The following is a 20,849-nucleotide window of genomic DNA, read 5'->3' on the forward strand; positions in this document are numbered from 1 at the left end:
AGTTTCCTGACACCCAGTCAGATTTCTTGGCGGGCACCCTTCCCACTTCGACCGGGCGGCGCTCTAATGACCGCCGAGGAGACCGGCCATGGGATTTTTCGGGTCAGGAGGAACGGTGGAGTACAACCTTGCCGACCTGTTCGAATCGGTCGTGGACGTGGTCCCCGACCGCGAGGCCCTGGTGTACGTGGACCACCCCGGGACCGGCGCCGAACGCCGCCTGACGTACGCGGAACTGGACGCGGCCGCGAACCGCGTCGCGCACCACCTGACGGACAGCGGGCTGCGGCCGGGCGAGCACGTGGGACTGCACCTCTACAACGGCGTCGAGTACCTCCAGACCGTCCTGGCCTGCCTCAAGGCGCGCCTGGTGCCGGTCAACGTCAACTACCGCTACGTCGAGGAGGAGTTGGTCTACCTCTACAACGACGCCGACCTCGCCGCCCTCGTCTTCGAGGGGGAGTTCACCGAGCGGGTGGCGGCCGCGCTGCCGCAGACGCCCCGGCTGCGCCACCTCGTCCGCGTCGGGTCCGTCCCCGAAGGGGCCCCGGAGCCCGTGCCGGCGCCGGTCGCGTACGCCGACGCCGAGGCGTCCGGCTCCCCCGCGCGCGACTTCCCCCGGCGCAGCCCCGACGACCTCTTCATCATCTACACGGGCGGCACGACCGGGATGCCCAAGGGCGTCATGTGGCGGGCCGAGGACCTCTTCTTCGCGGGCCTCTTCGGCGGCGAGCCCTCGGGCGAACCGGTGAAGCGGCCGGAGGAGCTGGCCGAGCGGGTGGCGGCCCGGGGCGCGGGGCTCACCTTCTTCCCCGCTCCCCCGCTGATGCACGGCACCTCCACGCTGACCTCGTTCATCGCCTTCAACTACGGCCAGCGGGTGGTCATCCACCGCAAGTACGCGCCGGAGGAGGTGCTGCGCACCATAGAGAAGGAGAAGGTGTCGAGCGTCTCCCTGGTGGGCGACGCCATGTTGCGGCCGCTCATCGACGCCCTGAACGGCCCCCTGAAGGGGACGGACCTGTCCTCGCTGTTCAGCGTCTCCTCGTCGGGCGCGATCATGTCGGAGACGGTGCGCGCCGAGTTCCGGCGGCTGGTGCCGAACGTGGTGCTGCTGAACAACTTCGGCTCCTCCGAGTCCGGCTCGAACGGCCGCGCCACCGACGACTCGGGCCCCGAGAAGGGCTTCCGCCTCCAGGTCAACGACCGTACGCAGGTGGTGGACCCGGTGACGCACGAGCCGGTGGCGGTCGGCCGGCCCGGCCGGCTGGCGCAGCGCGGACACGTACCGCTCGGCTACTACAACGACCCGGTCAAGACCGCCGAGACCTTCTTCACCAAGGGGGCGGAGCGGTGGGTGCTGCTGGGCGACATGGCGACCGTCGACGAGGAGGGCATCGTCACGGTCCTGGGGCGGGGCTCGCAGTGCATCAACACGGGCGGCGAGAAGGTCTACCCGGAGGAGGTCGAGCAGGCGCTGAAGTCGCACCCCGACGTGTACGACGCCCTGGTCGCCGGGGTCGCGGACCCGAAGTGGGGCAGCAGCGTGGCGGCGGTGGTCCAGGTCCGGGCGGGGGCCGCGGCGCCCACGCTGGAGGAGGTCCAACGCCACTGCCGCACCCGGCTCGCCGGGTACAAGATCCCGCGCCGGTTGGTGATCGCGCCGGAGATCCAGCGCTCACCGAGCGGAAAGGCCGACTACCGCTGGGCGAAGTCGGTGGCGACGCGGGCCGACGCGGCCGACGCCGCCGACGGGGTCGGCACCGCCGACTGAGGCACCACGGGAGCGGTGCGCGTCCGGGCGGCCGGGGCGCGCACCGCTCGCGCGTGCGGGGACAGCCGGTGCGCGGGCGGCCGGGTGTCGGTCACCGCTGGGCGCGCAGTTCGGCCGCCAGGGCCCGGGTCCAGCCCGCCAGTTCGGTCCGGTCGGCGCCCTGGCCCAGGGCCGCCACCTGTTCGTCGGACAGGCGGTGGGGGCCGGAGTCCTCCAGCAGGTGAGCCGATTCGGCCAGCATCCCGGCCAGCCGACGCGCCTCCGACGCGCTGAGCCGTACGGACACCGCGGGGTCGATGACGGACATCGCAGCCGCCTCCCATCGCGCCTCGGGCGCCGGGTGCCGCGGGCACCCGGGCCGCTGTTCCTTCGACCGTACGCCGCCGCGGACGCGGGCGCCGCTCAAGGCGCCGGGGCCCCTTCGCCGGACCGCCGGCCGCCCCGCCGACACCCTCCGCTCGAACGATCACTCGTACGAGTCATTGATTTGGCCGGCCGAGTCCGGCACTCTACCGAATGAACGTTCGGTTGGCGTGGTTCCCGGTGAGGTGACGACATGGCGGCATACGCGGATCTCCAGGACGAGGGCGAGCGGCTCGGCCCCGACGAGCTGGCGGCCCTCCAGCTCAAGCGGCTGCGGGCCACCCTGCACCGGGTGTACGAGCACGTGCCCTTCCACCGTCGGGCCTTCGACAAGGCGGGCGTGCACCCCGACGACTGCCGCTCCCTGGCGGACCTGGCCCTCTTCCCCTTCACCACCAAGGCCGACCTGCGCGAGGAGTACCCCTTCGGGATGTTCGCCGTGCCCCGCTCCGAGGTGCGCCGCGTCCACGCCTCCAGCGGCACCACCGGCCGACCCACGGTGGTGGGGTACACCGACCGGGACCTGTCCACCTGGGCCGACGTGGTCGCCCGATCGATCCGCGCGGCGGGCGGTCGCCCCGGGCAGCTCGTGCACATCGCCTACGGGTACGGCCTGTTCACCGGCGGGCTGGGCGCGCACTACGGCGCGGAGCGGCTCGGCTGTACGGTCGTGCCGGCCTCCGGTGGCATGACCGACCGCCAGGTCGCCCTGATCCAGGACTTCCGGCCGGAGGTCATCATGGTGACCCCCTCCTACATGCTCACCCTGCTCGACGAGATGGAGCGCCAGGGCATCGATCCGCGCTCGACCTCCCTGCGGACGGGGATATTCGGCGCGGAGCCCTGGACCGAGGCGATGCGCCGGGAGATCGAGGAGCGGCTCGACATGGACGCCGTGGACATCTACGGCCTGTCCGAGGTGATGGGGCCCGGGGTGGCCCAGGAGTTCGCCTCCCACAAGGACGGTCTGCACGTCTGGGAGGACCACTTCTACCCCGAGGTGATCGATCCGCTGACGGGGGCCGTACTGCCGGACGGGGAGCCCGGCGAGCTGGTCTTCACCTCCCTGACCAAGGAGGCCATGCCCGTCGTCCGCTACCGCACCCGGGACCTGACCAGACTGCTGCCGGGTACGGCCAGACCCGCCTTCCGCCGCATGGAGAAGGTGACCGGCCGCACCGACGACATGATCATCCTGCGCGGGGTGAACCTCTACCCGACGCAGATCGAGGAGATCCTCCTGCGCACCCCGGGGCTGGCCCCGCACTTCCAGCTGCGGCTCACCCGCGAGGGTCGGATGGACGCCCTCACCGTGCGGGTGGAGGCCCGGCCCGAGGCCGACGCGGCGCGGCGGGCCGCGGCGGCGACCGAGCTGGTCCGGGCGGTCAAGGAGTCGGTCGGGGTGTCGGTGGGGGTGGAGGTGGTGGACCCGGAGACGTTGGAGCGCTCCCTCGGCAAGATCAAGCGCATCCGGGACCTGCGCGACCCGAGCTAGACCGTCCGTGCCCCCCTGCCCCGGGGCGCGGGGCGCGGTGCGGCAGCGGGGCGGGTCATGCCCGGCGCCCGCCGAAACCACCTCTTCGGCCCCACTTCGGCGCCGCCTGCGGGACCGGGCCGCCCCGCCCGGGTAGTCCATGAGGCGTGACCTCGTACCTCCGGCGGCTCCACGACCGGCTCCAGGGCTCCCACGCGGGGCTGGCCTGGAGCCGCGGCCGGGAGATCGAGCTCATGCACCGGGCGATGGGCTTCGCCGCCCTCGGGTTCCTCACCCTGGTGCCGCTGCTGGTGGTCGTCGCGGCCGCGGCGCCCGGCAGCGGTTCGGGCTTCGGCCGTTGGCTGGGACAGGCCCTTGGGGTGACGGCCTCCTCCCGGGCCCGCGTGGAGATGCTGTTCGGGGCGGCGGACCTGGCGCTGGAGCGGACCACCGCGTTCGGACTGGCCGCCCTGGCCGTGTTCGGGCTGACCTTCGGCTCGGCCGTGCAGACCGGCTACGAGAAGGTGTGGGACCTGCCGACCGCCCGCTGGCACACCATGTGGCGCCACGTGGTGTGGCTGGCCATGCTGGTCTGCTACCTCGCGCTGCTCGTCGGGATCCCCGCCCCGTCCGACGACTGGGTGGGCACGCTCCTGGGCACCACGGGGGACGTGATCGGCACCTGCGTCTTCTTCTGGGGCTCGGGCCGGCTGCTGCTGGGCGGCCGGGTGCGGTGGCGGGCGCTGCTGCCGGGCGCGGTGGCCACCAGCGTCGGCCTGCTCGGCCTGCGGATCTTCTCGCAGCTGGTGTTCTCCCCGCTGATCGCCTCGAACGCCGTCACCTACGGCCCGTTCGGCACGCTGTTGGTCGTGCAGTCCTGGCTGGTCGGCGTCGGCTTCGTGGTCTACGGCGGGGCGCTGGTGGGCCGCCTGGTCCACGAGCACCTCGTGCTGCGCCGGCTGCGGCGCAGCGGGCTCCTTCCCGACCCCCACGGCCCCGTACACGAACCGCCGCGCCCCCCGGACCCGTACGGGGACCCCTTCTGACACCCGGTCAGGAGGAGACGGCCCCGGGTGGTGTCCAGCCGAAGCGGGTGCGGAGCTCGCGCTTGAGGATCTTGCCGCTCGCGTTGCGGGGCAGGGCCTCCACGAACAGGACCCGCTTGGGGGCCTTGAAGTGGGCCAACCTCTCGCGGGTGTAGGCGAGCAGCTCCGCCTCGGTGACCTGACCGCGCGCTACGACCACCGCCGTGACGGCCTCGATCCACCGTTCGTCGGGCAGTCCGACGACCGCGGCCTCCGCCACGGCGGGATGCGTGTACAGCACGTCCTCGACCTGCCGGGAGGCGACGAGGACCCCGCCCGAGTTGATGACGTCCTTCACCCGGTCGACCACCGTGAAGTACCCGTCCGCGTCGCGCACCGCGAGGTCCCCGGAGCGGAACCACCCGTCGCGGAAGGCCCGCTCCGTGGCCTCGGCGTCGTTCCAGTAGCCCCGGCACAGCTGCGGGGAACGGTAGACGACCTCGCCCGGCGTGCCGTCCGCCACCTCGACGCCGGCCTCGTCGACGACGCGCGCCTCCACGTGGCGGACCGGCCGGCCGCAGGAGTCCATCCGCCCCTCGTGTTCGTCGGGCCCCAACACGGTGGCCAGGGGTCCGATCTCGCTCTGCCCGAAGCAGTTGTAGAAGCCGAGGGCGGGCAGGCGGGCACGCAGCCGTTCCAGCACCGGGACGGGCATGATCGAGGCCCCGTAGTACGCCTTGCGCAGGCCCCGCAGGTCGCGGTCCGGGAACCGGTCGTGGTTGGCGAGGGCGATCCACACGGTGGGCGGTGCGAAGAGGCTGTCCGCCTCGCCGGACTCGACCAGGTCGAAGACGGCCTCGGCCACCGGGGCGTCCAGGATCGTGTTGCGGGCGCCGACGGCCAGGTAGGGCAGCAGGAAGACGTGCGTCTGCGCCGAGTGGTACAGCGGGAGCGCGTGCAGGGGCCGGTCGTCCTCCGCGAGGTCGAGGGCGGCGATCGCGCTCTCGTACTCGTGCGCGAGGGCCCGGTGGGTCATCATCGCGCCCTTGGGCAGGGCCGTGGTCCCGGAGGTGTAGAGGAGTTGTACGAGCGCGTCGGGGTCGTTCCCGGTGGCGTCGAAGGGCAGCGGCCGCGCCAGGTGCGAAAGGAAGGAGTCGGGCGCGTCGCGCAGCGGGTGCACGGGCCGGCCCGCGGGCACCCGGGCGGCCAGGTCCGGGTCGGCCAGGACCAGGGCGCTCGCGCAGTCGCCGAGGATGTGCGCGAGGTCCTCGCCGGTGAGGTGCTGGTTCACCGGCACGTGGACGAGTCCGGCGCGGGCGCAGGCGAGGAAGGCGATGAGGTAGGCGTCGGAGTTGTGGGCGAAGGTCGCCACCCGCTCGCCCCGCGCGAGCCCGTGGTGCCCGCGCAGGACGGCGGCCGCGGTGGACACCGCCGCGTCGAGTTCGGCGTACGTCCAGGTCCGGTCGCGGTAGCGGACGGCGACGCGGTCGGGCACCCGCCGCGCGCTGTCCCGTACGAGTCCGTCGACCGTGTTGTTCCGCACCGGCGTCATGGTGGCGATCCTCGCCCGACCCTCCCCGCGAGGTCAACGACCCCGCGCCGGCCGGTGGCGGTGGGCGGCCCGTCAGGGGCTGACGGCGAGGAAGAGGTAGGCGGCCAGGAGGACGAGGTGGACGCCGCCCTGGAGGAGGGTGGCGCGGCCGGGGACGAGGGTCAGGGCGCCGACGACCACGGTCAGGGCGAGGAGCACCATGTGGATGGCCCCGAGGCCCAGGAGCAGGGGTCCGGTGAGCCAGATGGACGCGAGGGCGATGGCGGGGATGGTCAGGCCGATGCTGGCGATGGCGGAGCCGTAGGCCAGGTTGAGGCTGGTCTGGACCCGGTCGCGGCGGGCGGCGCGGACGGCGGCGAGGGTTTCGGGGAGCAGGACGAGCAGGGCGATGATCACGCCCACGACGGCGTGGGGCAGACCCGCGTTCGCGACGCCCTTCTCGATGGTCGGGGAGACGGCCTTGGCGTCGCCGACGACGGCGACGAGCGCGACGAGCAGCAGGCCGAGGCTGATCAGGGCGGCGCGGGAGGTGGGGGGTGCGGCGTGGTCGTGCTCGTCGTCCCCGCCGGCGGCGACGTCGGCGGCCCGTTCGCGGTCGCGCTCGGTGGCCACGGGCAGGAAGTAGTCCCGGTGACGGACCGTCTGGACGGTCACGAACAGGCCGTAGAGGGCGAGCGAGGTGACGGCGGCGAAGGTCAGTTGGGCGGTGGAGAACTCGGGCCCGGGCTTGCTGGTGGTGAAGGTGGGCAGGACGAGGCTCAGGACGGCCAGTGTGGCGACCGTGGCGAGGGCGGCGCCGGAACCCTCGGCGTTGAAGACCGCCACCCGGTTGCGCAGGGCGCCGACGAGCAGGGACAGGCCGACGATTCCGTTGCAGGTGATCATGACGGCGGCGAAGACGGTGTCCCGGGCGAGGGAGGCGGTCTTGTCGCCGCCGTCGGCCATCAGGGTGACGATCAGGGCCACTTCGATGACGGTGACGGCCACGGCGAGGACGAGCGAGCCGAAGGGTTCGCCGACCCGGTGGGCGACGACCTCCGCGTGGTGGACGGCCGCGAGGACCGCGCCCGCCAGGCACAGGGAGACCAGGACCACCGCGAGTCCGGGCAGATCACGTCCCCAGCTGAAGGCGAGGGCGACCAGCGCCACCACGGGGACCAGGACGGTCCAGTCGGTCAGGGGGGATCTGTGGGTTGCCGTACTCATATGTGCAAAGTTGCCAGAAGTCTTCCGCCCGTGCGTTATTCGGCACGATTCGACCCCATTGACGTGGCACTTCTCACGAAACCGCCGGGCGTGGCGGGGGGGTTCCGCGGCGGCGGGGGGTTACGCCGCGCCGCCGGCCGGGGTCATGATCCTGCGATGGACGACACGACGCGGCGGGCGGAGATCTTCGGCGGGGCCCCGGACGACCCGCGTTTCACCGGGCCCGCGACCGGGGCGGAGCGGCCCCTGCTGATCTCCGTCCTCGCGGCGCAGCGCGCGACGCTGGAGTTGAAGTGCGCGGGCGTGGCGCGGCCGGCGCGGCGTTCCGTGGAGCCGTCGACGCTCTCGCTGCTCGGGCTGGTGCGGCACCTGGCGGACATGGAGCGCCGCTGGTTCCGGCGGGTACTCGCCGGTCAGGACGTCGGTCCGCTCTTCTCCGGCCCGACCGATCCCGACGGCGACTTCGACGGCGCGCGCGACGATCCCCGGGTCGTGGCCGGGGCGTGGGAGGCGTGGCGCGCGGAGGTGGACTTCGCGGAGCGCTTCGCGCGCCGGGCACCGGACCTGGACGTCGAGGGGTACGACGCGTGGCGCGGGACGGTGTCGCTGCGCTGGGTGCTGATCCACATGGTGGAGGAGTACGCGCGGCACAACGGCCACGCCGACCTGCTGCGGGAGCGGATCGACGGGGCCGTCGGGCTGTGAGGCGGAGCGGGCGCCGGGTTCACACCGCGCGGTCGCGGCCCTCCCAGTGGGGGTCGCGCAGCCGGCGCTTGTAGAGCTTGCCGTTGGGGTCGCGGGGCATGGTGGCGATGAAGTCGACGGACTTGGGGCGCTTGTAGCCGGCGAGCCGGCGTTCGCAGTGGTGGAGGATCTCGGCGGCCAGGGCCTCGCCCGCCTCGAACCCCTCGGCGGGTTCGACGACGGCCTTGACCTCCTCGCCCCAGGAGTCGTGCGGGATGCCGAAGGCGGCGGCGTCCGCGACGGCGGGGTGGGTGAGCAGGGCCGACTCGATCTCGGCGGGGTAGATGTTGACGCCGCCCGAGATGATCATGTCGATCTTGCGGTCGCGCAGGAAGAGGTAGCCCTCCTCGTCGAGCAGGCCGAGGTCGCCCACGGTGAAGAAGTCGCCGATGCGGTTGCCCCGCGTCTTGGCCTCGTCCTTGTGGTAGCTGAAGGCGCCGGTGTTCATCTTGATGTAGACGGTGCCGAGTTCGCCGGGGGGCAGTCGCCTGCCGTCGTCGTCGAAGACGGCCAGTTCGCTGATCGGCCAGGCCTTCCCGACGGTTCCGGGGCGCTTCAGCCATTCCTCGGCGGTGGCGAAGGCGCCGCCGCCCTCGCTGGCCGCGTAGTACTCCTCCACGCAGCGGCCCCACCAGTCGATCATCGCCCGCTTGACGTGGTCGGGGCAGGGGGCGGCGCCGTGGATGGCGTGCCGCATCGAGGAGACGTCGTAGGCCTCCTTGGTCCGCTGCGGGAGGGCGAGCAGGCGGTGGAACTGGGTGGGGACCATGTGGGTGTGGGTGCAGGAGTGCCGGTCGATCAGGCGCAGCATCTCCTCGGGGTCCCACTTGTCCATGAGGACCAGCGGGTGGCCGATGTTCAGGGACGCGCCCGCGAACTGGAGCACGGCCGTGTGGTAGAGCGGCGAGCAGACGAGGTGGACGTTGTCCTCGAAGGGGCGGATGCCGAAGATGCCGAGGAATCCGCCGAGGTGCGTGTCCTCCGGGAGCCGGCCGGTCAGGGGGCGGCGGATGCCGCGCGGACGGCCGGTGGTGCCGGAGGTGTAGTTCATGACCCAGCCGAGGGTGCGGTCGGCGGGGGGCGTCGCGGACTGCCCGTCGAGGAGGGCGGAGTACGGGGCAAATCCGGGGACCGGCCCGACGCAGTAGCGGCCCGCCTCGGGCAGGCCCGCCTCGTCGGCGGCGGCGCGGGCGGCCTCGGCGAAGCGTTCGTGGGCGATGAGGACCTTGGCTCCGGAGTCGGAGACGATCCAGGCGATCTCGGGGCCGACGAGGTGGTGGTTGACGGGGACGAGGTAGAAGCCGGCCTGGGAGGCGGCGAGGTAGGCGGTGAAGAACTCGACGCCGTTGGGCAGGACGACGGCGAAGGCGTCGCCGCGCTCCAGTCCGGCGGCGCGCAGGCCGTGGACGAGGCGGTTGACGTCGGCGTGCAGTCGACCGGCCGACCATTCCTCGCCTTCGGGGGTGACGAGGACGGTGCGGTGGGGGTCGGCGGTCGCCTGCGCCCAGAAGCCGGTGGGGTGGGTGTGCTGCGGTTGGCTCATGTCGGTCGCGGTCCTCCCTCGGGTCCGGGGCTCAGGCCCGGCCGGCGATGCGGTTGATGCGGTCGATGGCGCGCTCGAAGCCGGCGGTGAGTTCGTCGAAGACGGCCCGGACGGGGCGTTCGGCGTTCATCCGGCCGACGATCTGTCCGACGGGGGTGCCGAGCAGCGGCGCGACCTCGTACTTCTGGATGCGGGAGACGGCCTCGGCGACCAGCAGGCCCTGGAGCGGCATCGGGAGCGCTCCGGGGCCCTGGGGGTCGTCCCAGGCGTCGGTCCACTCGGTGCGCAGTTGGCGGGCGGGTTTGCCGGTCAGGGCGCGGGAGCGGACGGTGTCGCCGGATCCGGCGGCGAGGAGCTTGGCGGTGAGGGCGCGGGAGTGGAGGTCGGCTTCGGTGGTGGTGAGCCACAGGGAGCCGAGCCAGACGCCCTCGGCGCCGAGGGCGAGGCCGGCCGCGATCTGTTCGCCGCTGCCGATGCCGCCGGCCGCGAGGACGGGCAGGGGCGCGACGGCCTCGACGATCTCGGGGACGAGGACCATGGTGGCGATGTCCCCGGTGTGGCCGCCGGCCTCGTGGCCCTGGGCGACGACGACGTCGATGCCGGCCTCGGCGTGGCGGCGGGCGTGTTCGGCGCTGCCGGCGAGGGCGGCGACGAGGACCCCGTGGTCGTGGGCGCGGGCGATGACGTCGGCCGGCGGGGAACCGAGGGCGTTCGCCAGGAGTTTGACGGGATAGTCGAAGGCGACGTCGAGCTGCTTGCGCGCGACCTGTTCCATCCAGCCGGTGATGCGCCAGCCCGAGGCCTCCCCCTCGGGGAGTTCGGGTACGCCGTACCGGGCGAGGGTCTCGCGGACGAAGGCGCGGTGCGCGGCCGGGATCATCGCCTCGATCTCGGCCTCGCCGACACCGTCGACGGCCTTCTTGGCCGGCATGACGACGTCGAGGCCGTAGGGCTTGCCGTCGGTGTGCGCCTGCATCCAGTCGAGGTCGCGCCCCAGGTCGTCGGGGGCGGTGTAGCGGACGGCCCCGAGGACGCCGAGCCCTCCCGCGCGGGTGATGGCCGCGGCGACCGCCGGGAAGGGCGTGAAGCCGAAGATGGCGTGCTCGACTCCCAGTTTCTTGCTCAGCTCCGTCTCCATGGGCGTGAGGATGCCGCAGGGCGGCGGGGTAGGGAAGGGGTTTTCTGATGCCGCGTCAGATTCTTTGACGGCCGGGCGGTGCGGAGGGTGCGCGGCGGGCGGGCAGATACCCAGTAGCGTGCGCGGGCAGGGACAGGAGGGCCGGGACATGGGTGACGACGGGGCCGTGGCGGGTGGCGCGGGAGCGGGGCGCGGGCTGAGCCGAAGGCGGCTCGGGGCGCGACTGTTGGCACTCGGCGGGGTGCTCGCGCTGAACGCCGCGCTGCCCGGCCGGCCGGCCGGGGCGGCCGGGGGACGTGGGGCCGGGCGCGGCGGGTACGGAGCGGGCGGGGGCGGTCGGGCGGGCGGGGCCGGCGGGAACCCGGCCGAGCGGCGGGCCCTCCAGGGGCTGCGCCTGCGCTACGGTTCCGCGCGCCAGGCCGGGCTGGTGGAACGGCACCTGGAGGCGGTGGCCGAGGAGGCCCGGCGCTTCCTGGACCCCTCCCCCGAACACCCCTACTACGCCGGGGCGGTGGTCCTCGCCGGGCGCGGTCGCACGGTGGCCCTGCACCGGGCCATGGGCGACGCGGTGCGCTACGCGGACTACGACCGGCGGACCGACCGGCCCACGGAGTTCCCGGCCGCCGAGCGGATCGCGGCCGCCGAGGACACGGTGTTCGACCTGGCCTCGCTGAGCAAGCTGTTCACCGCCATCCTCGCCGTGCAGCAGATGGAGCGGGGGCGGCTGGAGCTGGAGGCGCCGGTGCGCCGGTACCTGCCGGAGTTCACCGGCGGCGGCAAGGAGGCGATCACGGTACGCCAACTGCTCACGCACACGTCGGGGTTGCGCTCGTGGGCCCCCTTCTACCAGGAGACGACGCGCGAGGGACGGCTGCGCCTGCTGTGGTCCGTGCGCCCTCAGGAGACCCCCGGGTCGGTGTACCGGTACTCCGACCTGAACCTCATCGCCCTGCAACTGCTCCTGGAACGGATCACCGCTCGCACGTTGGACGCCCTGCTCCACGACGAGATCACCGCTCCGCTCGGGATGCACCGCACGCGGTACAACCCCCCGTTCTCCTGGCGCCGCGTGACCGCCGCCACCGAGGTGCAGCGCCCTCCGTGGTCGGGGCTGGACCGGGGCCTCGTGTGGGGCGAGGTGCACGACGAGAACGCCCACGCCCTCGGTGGCGTCGCGGGTCACGCGGGCGTGTTCGGCACCGCCTGGGACCTGGCCGTCCTCTCCCGCACCCTCCTCGACGGAGGGGTCTACGCGGGCCGGCGCATCCTCGGCCCCGCCTCCGTCGAGCTGCTTTTCACCGACTACAACACCGCCTTCCCCGGAGACGACCACGGGCTGGGCTTCGAGCTCTACCAGCACTGGTACATGGGCGCGATGGCCACCCCGCACTCCGCAGGCCACACCGGGTTCACCGGGACCTCGCTGGTCCTGGACCCCTCCACCGACTCCTTCCTGATCCTGCTCGGCAACTCCGTCCACCCCGTGCGGACCTGGCGGGCCGGCAGCGCGCCCCGGGTCGCGACCGGCAACCGCTTCGCCCGCGCCGTGCCCGTGCGGACGCGGCACGGCGGCCCGGCCTGGTTCTCGGGGATGGAGACCGGCGGATCGGGGACCCTCACGCTGCCCCCGCTCACCCCGGCCGGCGCCCGGGCCCGGCTGCGCTGCGCCGTGTGGTGGGACACCGTGCCCGAGGCGGGCGCCCTCCACCTGGAGGCCTCGCCGGACGGGATCGCCTGGGAGCCCGTGCCGTTCACCACCGTCCGCGCCACGGGCGGCGCCCCGGAGCAGTGGCCGCGCGGGCGCGTCGGCGGCTGGTCGGGCCGCGTCTGGCACCGCCTCGAAGCCCCCCTGCCCGACTGGGCGGGCCGGCGGGTCACCCTGCGGTTCCGGCACGCCTCGACCGGCCGGTACGTCGGGCGGGGGATCTACGTGGACGTCGTACGGGTGGCCGAGCCGTCCGCGCTCCTCTTCGCCGAGGACCGCCCCGCGGACGCCGCCCGCGTCGAGGCGACGGGCTGGACCCGCTCGACGGACTGAGCGACGGTGCGCGCGGGCGGTTCAGCGGAAGGTGTGGACCAGCTCGATCTCGCCGACGATGTGGGCGTTGAACGCGTCGAGCTCCTCGGCGGGCACCCACAGCTCCAGGATCGTCCGCCCTCCGACCTGTTGGACCGGATAGCGGCTCAGGAACGCGGAGTCGACCTCGAAGCGGGTGACGTGGCCGACGCCGCTGCGCGGGACGTTCCAGTCCCGGGCGATCCGGATCGCGTAGTCCTCGTTGAGGACCGGGTAGAAGATCGGCTGGTCCGGCAGCCGGGGCGGCCAGGCGCGCCGCTCCAGCGCGCGGACCAGCTCCCACTCCCGGGGGCCGGTGGGGCGCCAGAGGGTCGTCGTGTCCTGGGGGCCGGTCATGGCGTGCTCTCGCTCGTGTTCGGGGATCGGGGACCCTGCGCTCGGGGCAGGGGCGCCTCGGCGCCCGGACGCCGGCGCGGCGGCGGGTCAGGCGCCCGACCCTAGTGCGGCCCCGGCCCCCTCGGCCACGCATTTCCGCGCCGGCGCTCCGGCCTCAGTGGCGGACCAGACAGAACGGATGCCCCGCGGGATCGGCGTAGACGTCCCAACCGCGCTCCTCGGGGCCCTCGTCCAGCAGGGTCGCGCCGAGCGCGAGCACCTGCTCCCGGGCCCGGCCGAGGTCGCCCACGCCGAAGTCCAGGTGGAACTGCTGGGGGTGGGCGGGGTCGGGCCAACGCGGCGGGCGGTGGTCCGCGACCCGCTGGAAGGCCAGGACGGACCCGCCCGGGGTGTGCACGGTGGACCACTCCTCGTCCACCGACCACCGCCGGTCGGGGCGGTCGACCTCACCTCCCGACAGGGCGGCGTAGAAGGCGGCGAGCGCGCGCGGGTCGGGACAGTCGAGGACGACGCACTGGAGTTCGGCGATCATGCGCCGAGCCTATGCCGGAGCGGCCGGCGCGGCACGGGAGCCCCTCCGCCGCGATCGGGCTAGTCGAGGGCGGCGTCGATCATCCGCCGGACCGTGGCGGTGAGTTCGGCCGGGTCCGGGGCGGGGCGGGAGCGGGCGAGGGCGCCCGCGAGGCGGTCGTAGAGCAGGCCGTCGGTCCAGGCCGCGATCAGTTCGGCGGAACCCTGGGGGTCGCGCGCGCCCAGGGCGGCGAGGACCGCGGCGGCGCGGGCGCGGGCGCCGAGGCCGGCGCGGTGCAGTTCGGGCTCCAGTTCCGGGTTGCGGGCCGCTTCCAGGCTCAGCTCGAAGCGCGCGAGTTGGCGCTCGCGGCCCGCGGTGAGCCACCGGTGCAGCAGCGCGGCGAAGGCCGCCGCGGCGGCGTCCCGGTCGAGCGGGACCCCGGCGGACGCCCCGGCGGCATCGGACGAGGCGGGGTCGACGGGCGGGCCGGACGGACCCGGCGGTACGGGCGGTACGGGCGGTACGGGCGGTACGGGCGGGTCGGCGTCGAGGTCTTCGAGGTCCAGCTCCGCCAACCGCCGGTAGCAGGCGCCGATCAGCGCGGTGCGGGTGCGGAAGTAGTACGAGGTGCTGCCGGCGGCGAGCCCCGCCGCGCCGTCCACGGCACGGTGCGTCAGGCCGCGGAGGCCGGCGGCGGCGACGAGGGCGATGGCGGTGTCCGCGATCAGGGTCCGCCGGTCGACGGGCGGGGGCGCCGCGTCCCCGCCCTCCGCCGGCGCGGCACGGGCCGTCGCGGCGTCGGCGTGCGCCCGCCCCGCGGTGTCGGGGTGGGACTTCCGGGGGCCGGACGGGGTGGAGGGGGTCGAGGGGCTGGACATGCCCTCACTCTACAGCTGTAGAGTGAAACGCATCGCCTCTACGGATGTAGAGGGTCGTGCGTCCATCGAGGAGCCCGCCATGTCGCCACGTCAACGCCACGCCGTCATCGCCGGTGCCGGGATCGGCGGCCTCACCGCCGCCGTGGCCCTGCACCACCGCGGCTGGCGGGTCACCGTGTGCGAGCGCGCCGCCGCCCCGACGGCGGTCGGCGCCGGCATCGTCCTCGCCCCCAACGCCCTGCGCGCCCTCGACGCCATCGGCTTCGACCTCGCCGCCCTCGACGACACCGGCGCCGGAGCCCACCCCGTCCCCGCCGCCATGGGCCTGCGCCGCCCGTCGGGCACCCGGCTCAGCCGCACCGACACCGCCGCCCTGACCGCCCGCTACGGCAGACCCCCGCTCGCCGTCCACCGGGCCGCCCTCACCGCGGCCCTGAGCGGCGCCCTGCCCGAGGGCGCGATCGCCTACGACCGCGCCGTCACGGACGTGGGGTCGACCGGGGACGGAGCCGTCGTGCGCACCACCGCGGGGGAACTCGCCGCCGACGCCGTGATCGCCGCCGACGGCATCCACAGCCCGCTGCGCACCCGCTTCTTCCCCGACCACCCCGGCCTGCGCCACAGCGGGGAGACCGCCTGGCGCACCGTCCTGCCGGTGACGGTGACGGAGGGCTGCGAGACCTGGGGTCGGGGCGAGCGCTTCGGCATGGTCCCGCTCGCCGACGGCCGGGCCTACGTCTACGCCACCGCCGTCGTCCCCGAGGGGTACCGCCCGGCGGACCTCCGGGCCGAGCTGCTGCGCCGGTACGGGACCTGGCACGACCCCATTCCCGCGCTGCTGGAGCGGATCGACCCGGAGCGGGTGCTCCAGCACGACCTGTACGACCTGGCCGGCCCGCTCCCCCGCCTGAACCACGGGCGGATCGCCTGGATCGGCGACGCCGCGCACGCCATGACCCCCAACCTGGGGCAGGGCGGCTGCCAGGCGGTCGAGGACGCGGCCGTCCTGGCCCACCTGCTGGACGGGGAGGCCGGCGAGGACGTACCGGCCGCCCTCGCCGCCTACAGCCGGGCCCGCCTCGCCCGTACGGACGCCATCCGCGTCCGCGCCCGGCGCGCGGGCCGCGTCGCCGCCGTCTCCCACCCCCTGGCCGCCGCCGCCCGTGACCTCGCGCTGCGCGCCACCCCCGCCCGTGTCGCGCGCGGGGCCATGGACGACCTGTTCGACGGGTTCGCCCTGCCGCGCTGAGTCCCGCGCCCCGCGCCCCCGCGAACCCCGCGCCCCGCGCCCCGCCGGCCGCCGGTGCCCGCCTGCCGTCAGAGCCCCAGCGCCGCCATCGCCGCGTTGTGCCCGGGCACGCCGCTGACCCCGCCGCCGCGCGCCGCTCCGGCCCCGCACAGCAGCACGGTGGGGTGCGCGGTCTCGACGCCCCAGCGACCGGATCCGCCGTCCTGCGCGTAGGGCCAGGACAGGTCCCGGTGGAAGATGTGACCGCCGGGCAGGCGCAGTTCGCGTTCCAGGTCCAGCGGGGTCTTGGCCTCGATGCAGGGGCGGCCGTCGGCGTCGAAGGCCAGGCAGTCGGTGAGGGGTTCGGCCAGGTGCGCGTCCAGTTGGGCGAGGGTGGCCGTCAGCAGCACCTCGCGCGTCTGCCGGTTGTCCTGGGCGAACAGCCGCGCAGGGGTGTGCAGTCCGAACAGGGTCAGGGTCTGGTGGCCCCCCGCGGCGAGGTCGGGGCCGAGGATCGAGGGGTCGGCCAGGGAGTGGCAGTAGATCTCCGACGGCGGCGCGGACGGCAGCTCGCCGGCCGCCGCCTCGGCGTGGGCGCGGCGCAGTTGTTCGTAGCCCTCCGCGATGTGGAAGGTCCCGCCGAACGCCTCCCGGGGGTCCACCGAGGTGTCGCGGAGCCGGGGCAGCCGCCGCAGCAGCATGTTGACCTTGAGCTGGGCGCCCTCGGGCGCCGGGGCGGAGTCGTCCGGCGCCTCGCCCAGGAGTTCGGCCAGCGCCCGCGGGGAGGCGCCGACGAGGACGGTGCGGCCCGTGACGGAGCCCTCGCCCGTCGCCGTACGGAAGGTGACCTCGACGGGCGCCGTCCCGTCCGGGTGCAGCCGCAGCGCCTCGTGTCCGGTGACGATCTCGGCGCCCGCCGCGCGCGCCGCGTCGGCCAGGGCGTCGGTGAGCGCGCCCATGCCGCCGACGGGCACGTCCCAGTCCCCGGTGCCGCCGCCGATCACGTGGTAGAGGAAGCAGCGGTTCTGGGCCAGGGAGGGGTCGTGGGCGTCCGCGAACGTCCCGATGAGCCCGTCGGTGAGGACCACGCCCCGCACCAGGTCGTCGGCGAAGCGTTCCTCCACCGCCCGCCCGAGCGGCTCCTCGAAGAGCATCCGCCAGGTGTCCTCGTCGTCGACCCTGGCCCGCAGTTCCGCGCGGGTGGGCAGGGGCTCGGTGAGGGTGGGGAAGACCTTGCGGGCCAGGCGCCCGGTGGCCCCGTAGAACTCCCGCCAGCTCTCGTACTCCCGCTCCGATCCGGTCAGTCGGGCGAAGGACTCCCGGGTCCTGGCCTCCCCGCCGCCGACGAGCAGCCCGCCGGGCCGGCCGCCGGGGCCGGCGGGGGTGTAGGGCGTGTACGAGGACACCGTGCGGCGGCGGACCCGGAAGCGCAGCCCCAGGTCCCGGACGATCTTGTCGGGGAGCAGCGAGACCAGGTAGGAGTACCGCGACAGGCGGGCGTCGACCCCGGCGAAGGGGCGGGTGGAGACGGCGGCCCCGCCGGTGCGGCCGAGCCGCTCCAGGACCAGCACCGAACGGCCCGCCCGGGCCAGGTACGCGGCGGCGACCAGCCCGTTGTGGCCGCCCCCCACGATCACCGCGTCGTACACGTCGTGCGCGAAACCCCGGGAGCCCGTGACGGTTGTCATGGCTCTTGGTAACACACCTGGCCCAGTCGCTCCAGACAGTGTGCCTCGTCGGCGTGGGCGAGGACGGTGTCGGGGTGCTCGTCGCCCAGCGAGCGCTCGCGGATGCCCGACAGGTCGCGGTAGATGGGCAGCGCCTCGTCCCAGCGGCCCAGCCGGCCCAGCCCGACGGCCAGTTCGCGGCGGCTGACCAGGGTGTCCGCGTGCTCGGCGCCCAGGGACCGGGCGCGGGCCGCGCCGACCGCGCGGGCCTCCTCCACGGCCTCCTCCCACCGCTCCAGGCGGCCCAGGTTCACGCCGAGGACGTGGCGGGCGCGCAGGGTCTCCGGGTCCGCGGCGCCGTAGGCCCGGGTGCGGTCGCGGACCAGGGACCGGAAGAGGTCCAGCGCCTCGGCGGCGCGGCCGGTGCGGCCGAGGGCGATGCCGGTCTCGTAGCGGGCGGCGAGGACGTCGGGGTGGTCGCGGCCGAGGATCCGTTCGCGTACGGCGGCCACGTGGCGGAAGCCGGCCAGGGCCTCCTGCCAGCGGCCGAGCCGGCCGAGGGCGTAGGCGGCCTCGTAGCGGGTGTGGAGGGTGTCCACGTGTTCGGCGCCGAGGACGGCGGCCCGGTCGGCGGCGACCTCCGCGGCGGTGGCGTACGCCTCGGCGTGCCGGCCGAGGGCGCCCAGCGCGCAGGCCAGGTTGTGGCGACAGCGCAGGGTGTCGGGGTGGCGCGGACCCGTGGTGCGGACGCGGGCGGCGAGGACGGCCTCGTACCGCTCGTGGGCCTCGCCGTGGCGGCCGAGCCGGCTCAGTTCGTACGCCTCCTCCTGGCGGGCGGCCAGGGTGTCCGCGTGGTCGGGGCCCAGCACCTTCGCCCGCCCGTGCGCGACGGCCGCGTAGACGGCCAGGGCCTCCTCGGGCCGGCCGGAGCGGCTGAGGGCGAAGGCCCGGGTGTGTCCGGCGGCGAGGGCGTCGGGGCGCTCGACCCCGCCGGCGAACGAGACGGTGCCCAGCCCGTGCACGACGGTGAGGCGGGGGTCCTCGGCGGGCGCGGGGCGGACGATCCGCTGCGCCCCGGAGGCGCCCGGCGCGTACGTTCCGGTGCCCGAGTACGGGGTGGTGCGCGGGTCGGGCCCGGCGGCGGCCGTCGCGGGTGCGGTGGTCGGGCGGGCGGTGGTCGGGCGGGCGGTCGTCGCGCGGCCCGAGGTCCAGGAGCCGGTGAGCACGGCCCAGGCGCCGCTCGCGGGCCGGGCGTCGATGCCGGCCTTGCGTCCGGCGGTCATGCCGGCGGCCCACGCGGGCAGCGGCGGGTGCGCGCCGATCGGCCCGCCCGCGCCGAAGCGCGCCTCGGCCAGGCGCCGGTGCACGTGGCGGGCGTCGCCGGGACGGTCCTCGGGGCGCTTGGCCAGCAGTTCCAGGACGATCCGCTCGAAGTGCTCGGGCAGCTCGGGCCGGTGTTCGCGCGGCGGGACGGGGGCGCTGTCGCGGTGGCCGACGAGCACGGACCAGGAGTCTCCGAGGTCGAAGGGCGGGGCTCCGGTGGCGATCTCGTAGAGGACGCAGCCGAGGGAGTAGAGGTCGCTGCGGTGGTCGACCTCACCGCCCGCGATCTGCTCGGGCGACATGTAGTGCGGGGTGCCCATGGCCATGCCGCCGCCGGTGAGCTTGGCGGTGAAGCCGATGTCGTGGGCGAGGCGGGCGATGCCGAAGTCGCAGATCTTCACGGTGCCGTCGGTGAGCCGCATGATGTTGGCCGGCTTCAGGTCCCGGTGGACGACGCCCTGGTCGTGGGTGTAGCCGAGGGCGGCCGCCATCTGCTCGGCGATGTCCAGGACCACGTCGACGGGCAACGGACGGGCCTCGTTGTCCTCCATCAGCTGGCTGAGGTTGCGGCCTTCGAGCAGCTCCATCACCAGGTACAGGGGCCCGCCGCCGGCGCTGTCGTCCCCGAAGTCGTGCACGACGGTGACGCCCCGGTGCTGGAGCGAGGCGGCGACCCGCGCCTCGCGCCGGAAGCGCTCGCGCAGGACCTGGGTGAAATGGGCGTCCTGTTCGGACCCGATCGGTTTGAGGCATTTCACCGCGACCTGCCGCCCGAGCGACTCGTCGCGGGCACGCCACACCTCGCCCATACCGCCGCGCCCGATCAGATCGAGTGACCGGTACCGGCCCTGGATCAGTCTGGACTCCGCCATGTCTTGAAGCCGCCCCCGTCGTCGTGCCGCGCCCTCCCCAGGCGGTCCAGTATGGCCGCTGACGTACGCAGTGTGTACGCCGACGGGCGGCTGTCGGGGCCCATGCGGCGTATCGCCTTCAAGATGTGACCTGGAGGCAGTTGCCAGCGTAGACCTGCGGGAATGCTGCGCAACACGCGACCGGTGAGGCGCAGCCGCCGGGTGACCTCCGCCGGGGGCGGCGCGGGGCGCCCGTAGAGGCGGTGCGCCCAGCCGGGGAGGGTGTCGTAGGCGAGCGCGGAGACCGGGCCCCACAGCAGGTTTCGGCCAGGGACCAGGAGGCGGTGGACGGGCGGGGCGCGCAGGAAGTCGTCGACGGCGCGGGCGTCGGCGCCGGCGGCGAGGCCGGGAAGAACCTCCTCGAAGTAGGCCTCCAGCCGCCGCGTGTCGGCCGGCACGTCGGCCGGATCGAGACCGACGAGGCGGGCGTTGACCCGGTTCTCGTCGACGTAGCGGTCCGCCCGGTCCGGGGTGAGGGGGACGCCGGAGCGCAGCAGTACGTGCAGGAAGCTGTCGATCTGCGCGCAGTGCACCCACATGAGGAGTTCGGGGTCGTCCACGGAGAACCGCTCCCCGGTCCCGGGGTCGACGGCGGACAGCTTTCGGTGGATCGCACGAACCCGGGCGCCGGCCCGTTCGGCGGCCTCGGTGGTCCCGTAGGTGAGGGTGCCCACGAAGTCGGCGGTGCGCAGCAGCCGACCCCAGGCGTCGCGCCGGAAGTCGGAGTTCGCGACCACCCCGCGCACGGCGCGCGGGTGCAGGGCCTGGAGGTAGAGCGCGCGGATCCCGGCGATCCACATCACCGGGTCGCCGTGGCACTGCCAGGTGACCGATCCCGGGCCGTACAGCCCCGGATCCGCGCCCTCGTACGGAGTTCCGCCCATCGCCCGCCTCCCGGCCGGAGCCTACTTGGGAGGGGGACCGTTTCATCCATGTACGCGCGCACGAGGGTTTCGGTCGAAGCCCCAACCCCGCGGAAGTCGGCGTACGGCCCGTCGCCGGTGGATGCGGGATGACGAGGGGCACCCGCCGGCGGGGCGGCGTACGCACGCTCCCACCGGCCGTAACATCCTTTTCACCACCACCCGTTACAGCTCAC

Annotated in this window: 17 protein-coding genes; 6 read left to right on the plus strand and 11 right to left on the minus strand. The window is 74.5% G+C overall.

All coding sequences use genetic code 11. The annotated features are described in order from the left end of the window. Positions 1-115 precede the first annotated feature (115 nt). Positions 116-1,774, plus strand: a complete 1,659-nt coding sequence (locus ACZ6ZI_RS06760; protein ID WP_469517010.1) for an acyl-CoA synthetase — start codon at positions 116-118, stop codon at positions 1,772-1,774. A gap of 91 nt (positions 1,775-1,865) precedes the next feature. Here the strand turns inward: ACZ6ZI_RS06760 and ACZ6ZI_RS06765 are convergent, their stop codons facing one another. After that, positions 1,866-2,081, minus strand: a complete 216-nt coding sequence (locus ACZ6ZI_RS06765; protein WP_469517014.1) for a hypothetical protein — start codon at positions 2,079-2,081, stop codon at positions 1,866-1,868. 249 nt (positions 2,082-2,330) lie between these two features. Here ACZ6ZI_RS06765 and paaK point away from each other — a divergent pair, with 249 nt between their 5' ends. Then, positions 2,331-3,632: a phenylacetate--CoA ligase PaaK gene (paaK, locus tag ACZ6ZI_RS06770; protein WP_469517017.1), complete on the plus strand. Its 1,302-nt coding sequence runs from the start codon at positions 2,331-2,333 to the stop codon at positions 3,630-3,632. A gap of 146 nt (positions 3,633-3,778) precedes the next feature. Then, entirely contained in the window at positions 3,779-4,657 is an 879-nt protein-coding gene (locus tag ACZ6ZI_RS06775) for a YhjD/YihY/BrkB family envelope integrity protein (protein ID WP_469517020.1), read from the plus strand. Between the two features lie 7 nt (positions 4,658-4,664). Here ACZ6ZI_RS06775 and ACZ6ZI_RS06780 read toward each other — a convergent pair whose 3' ends face one another. Next, on the minus strand, positions 4,665-6,188 hold the full coding sequence (locus ACZ6ZI_RS06780; protein ID WP_469517023.1) for a fatty acyl-CoA synthetase: 1,524 nt from the start codon (positions 6,186-6,188) through the stop codon (positions 4,665-4,667). 72 nt (positions 6,189-6,260) lie between these two features. Beyond that, positions 6,261-7,394: a calcium:cation antiporter gene (locus ACZ6ZI_RS06785; protein ID WP_469517025.1), complete on the minus strand. Its 1,134-nt coding sequence runs from the start codon at positions 7,392-7,394 to the stop codon at positions 6,261-6,263. Between the two features lie 156 nt (positions 7,395-7,550). Between ACZ6ZI_RS06785 and ACZ6ZI_RS06790 the strand changes: the two genes are divergently transcribed. Next, positions 7,551-8,099 carry a DinB family protein gene (locus ACZ6ZI_RS06790; protein WP_469517028.1) on the plus strand — a complete coding sequence of 183 codons (549 nt, stop codon included), beginning with the start codon at positions 7,551-7,553 and terminating at the stop codon, positions 8,097-8,099. A 19-nt stretch (positions 8,100-8,118) separates the two neighbouring features. Here ACZ6ZI_RS06790 and ACZ6ZI_RS06795 read toward each other — a convergent pair whose 3' ends face one another. Together ACZ6ZI_RS06795 and ACZ6ZI_RS06800 are read right to left on the minus strand one after the other, a co-directional pair. Further along, on the minus strand, positions 8,119-9,681 hold the full coding sequence (locus ACZ6ZI_RS06795; protein ID WP_469517032.1) for an acyl-CoA synthetase: 1,563 nt from the start codon (positions 9,679-9,681) through the stop codon (positions 8,119-8,121). Positions 9,682-9,712: 31 nt separating this feature from the next. Then, positions 9,713-10,819, minus strand: coding sequence for an NAD(P)H-dependent flavin oxidoreductase (locus ACZ6ZI_RS06800; protein ID WP_469517035.1), 1,107 nt, complete (start codon positions 10,817-10,819; stop codon positions 9,713-9,715). 148 nt (positions 10,820-10,967) lie between these two features. Here ACZ6ZI_RS06800 and ACZ6ZI_RS06805 point away from each other — a divergent pair, with 148 nt between their 5' ends. Further along, positions 10,968-12,857 carry a serine hydrolase domain-containing protein gene (locus ACZ6ZI_RS06805; RefSeq protein WP_469517038.1) on the plus strand — a complete coding sequence of 630 codons (1,890 nt, stop codon included), beginning with the start codon at positions 10,968-10,970 and terminating at the stop codon, positions 12,855-12,857. A gap of 21 nt (positions 12,858-12,878) precedes the next feature. Here the strand turns inward: ACZ6ZI_RS06805 and ACZ6ZI_RS06810 are convergent, their stop codons facing one another. The 3 genes from ACZ6ZI_RS06810 to ACZ6ZI_RS06820 form a co-directional block, all read right to left on the minus strand. Continuing rightward, complete coding sequence (locus ACZ6ZI_RS06810) at positions 12,879-13,232, minus strand: hypothetical protein (protein WP_363054155.1); 354 nt, start codon at positions 13,230-13,232, stop codon at positions 12,879-12,881. A 154-nt stretch (positions 13,233-13,386) separates the two neighbouring features. After that, a complete protein-coding gene (locus ACZ6ZI_RS06815) occupies positions 13,387-13,764 on the minus strand; it encodes a VOC family protein (RefSeq protein WP_363054156.1) in 378 nt (125 codons plus the stop codon). A 59-nt stretch (positions 13,765-13,823) separates the two neighbouring features. Then, complete coding sequence (locus ACZ6ZI_RS06820; RefSeq protein ID WP_469517043.1) at positions 13,824-14,621, minus strand: TetR/AcrR family transcriptional regulator; 798 nt, start codon at positions 14,619-14,621, stop codon at positions 13,824-13,826. 79 nt (positions 14,622-14,700) lie between these two features. Here ACZ6ZI_RS06820 and ACZ6ZI_RS06825 point away from each other — a divergent pair, with 79 nt between their 5' ends. After that, positions 14,701-15,870: an FAD-dependent monooxygenase gene (locus ACZ6ZI_RS06825; protein ID WP_469517046.1), complete on the plus strand. Its 1,170-nt coding sequence runs from the start codon at positions 14,701-14,703 to the stop codon at positions 15,868-15,870. A 68-nt stretch (positions 15,871-15,938) separates the two neighbouring features. On the opposite strand, the gene ACZ6ZI_RS06830 is transcribed toward ACZ6ZI_RS06825, so the two are convergent. From ACZ6ZI_RS06830 to ACZ6ZI_RS06840, 3 genes are read right to left on the minus strand one after another with little or no spacing between them, the layout of a single operon-like run. Continuing rightward, complete coding sequence (locus ACZ6ZI_RS06830; protein ID WP_469517049.1) at positions 15,939-17,537, minus strand: phytoene desaturase family protein; 1,599 nt, start codon at positions 17,535-17,537, stop codon at positions 15,939-15,941. Further along, positions 17,534-19,711, minus strand: a complete 2,178-nt coding sequence (locus ACZ6ZI_RS06835; protein ID WP_469517052.1) for a serine/threonine-protein kinase — start codon at positions 19,709-19,711, stop codon at positions 17,534-17,536. Before ACZ6ZI_RS06835 ends, ACZ6ZI_RS06830 begins: the two co-directional genes overlap by 4 nt. Further along, the gene (locus ACZ6ZI_RS06840; RefSeq protein ID WP_469517056.1) at positions 19,693-20,634 is read right to left on the minus strand and encodes an oxygenase MpaB family protein; all 942 of its coding nucleotides are present in this window, start codon (positions 20,632-20,634) and stop codon (positions 19,693-19,695) included. The genes ACZ6ZI_RS06835 and ACZ6ZI_RS06840 overlap by 19 nt, the downstream gene beginning before the upstream one ends. Positions 20,635-20,849: the final 215 nt, after the last annotated feature.

Source organism: Streptomyces sp. NPDC103540 (assembly GCF_055584445.1).

Coding starts and splice junctions, on each gene's coding strand:
- ACZ6ZI_RS06765 (WP_469517014.1), bottom strand. CDS start 2,081: ATGTCCGTCATCGACCCCGCGGTGTCCGTACGGCTCAGCGCGTCGGAG.
- paaK (WP_469517017.1), top strand. CDS start 2,331: ATGGCGGCATACGCGGATCTCCAGGACGAGGGCGAGCGGCTCGGCCCC.
- ACZ6ZI_RS06780 (WP_469517023.1), bottom strand. CDS start 6,188: ATGACGCCGGTGCGGAACAACACGGTCGACGGACTCGTACGGGACAGC.
- ACZ6ZI_RS06785 (WP_469517025.1), bottom strand. CDS start 7,394: ATGAGTACGGCAACCCACAGATCCCCCCTGACCGACTGGACCGTCCTG.
- ACZ6ZI_RS06790 (WP_469517028.1), top strand. CDS start 7,551: ATGGACGACACGACGCGGCGGGCGGAGATCTTCGGCGGGGCCCCGGAC.
- ACZ6ZI_RS06795 (WP_469517032.1), bottom strand. CDS start 9,681: ATGAGCCAACCGCAGCACACCCACCCCACCGGCTTCTGGGCGCAGGCG.
- ACZ6ZI_RS06800 (WP_469517035.1), bottom strand. CDS start 10,819: ATGGAGACGGAGCTGAGCAAGAAACTGGGAGTCGAGCACGCCATCTTC.
- ACZ6ZI_RS06805 (WP_469517038.1), top strand. CDS start 10,968: ATGGGTGACGACGGGGCCGTGGCGGGTGGCGCGGGAGCGGGGCGCGGG.
- ACZ6ZI_RS06810 (WP_363054155.1), bottom strand. CDS start 13,232: ATGACCGGCCCCCAGGACACGACGACCCTCTGGCGCCCCACCGGCCCC.
- ACZ6ZI_RS06815 (WP_363054156.1), bottom strand. CDS start 13,764: ATGATCGCCGAACTCCAGTGCGTCGTCCTCGACTGTCCCGACCCGCGC.
- ACZ6ZI_RS06820 (WP_469517043.1), bottom strand. CDS start 14,621: ATGTCCAGCCCCTCGACCCCCTCCACCCCGTCCGGCCCCCGGAAGTCC.
- ACZ6ZI_RS06825 (WP_469517046.1), top strand. CDS start 14,701: ATGTCGCCACGTCAACGCCACGCCGTCATCGCCGGTGCCGGGATCGGC.
- ACZ6ZI_RS06830 (WP_469517049.1), bottom strand. CDS start 17,537: ATGACAACCGTCACGGGCTCCCGGGGTTTCGCGCACGACGTGTACGAC.
- ACZ6ZI_RS06835 (WP_469517052.1), bottom strand. CDS start 19,711: ATGGCGGAGTCCAGACTGATCCAGGGCCGGTACCGGTCACTCGATCTG.
- ACZ6ZI_RS06840 (WP_469517056.1), bottom strand. CDS start 20,634: ATGGGCGGAACTCCGTACGAGGGCGCGGATCCGGGGCTGTACGGCCCG.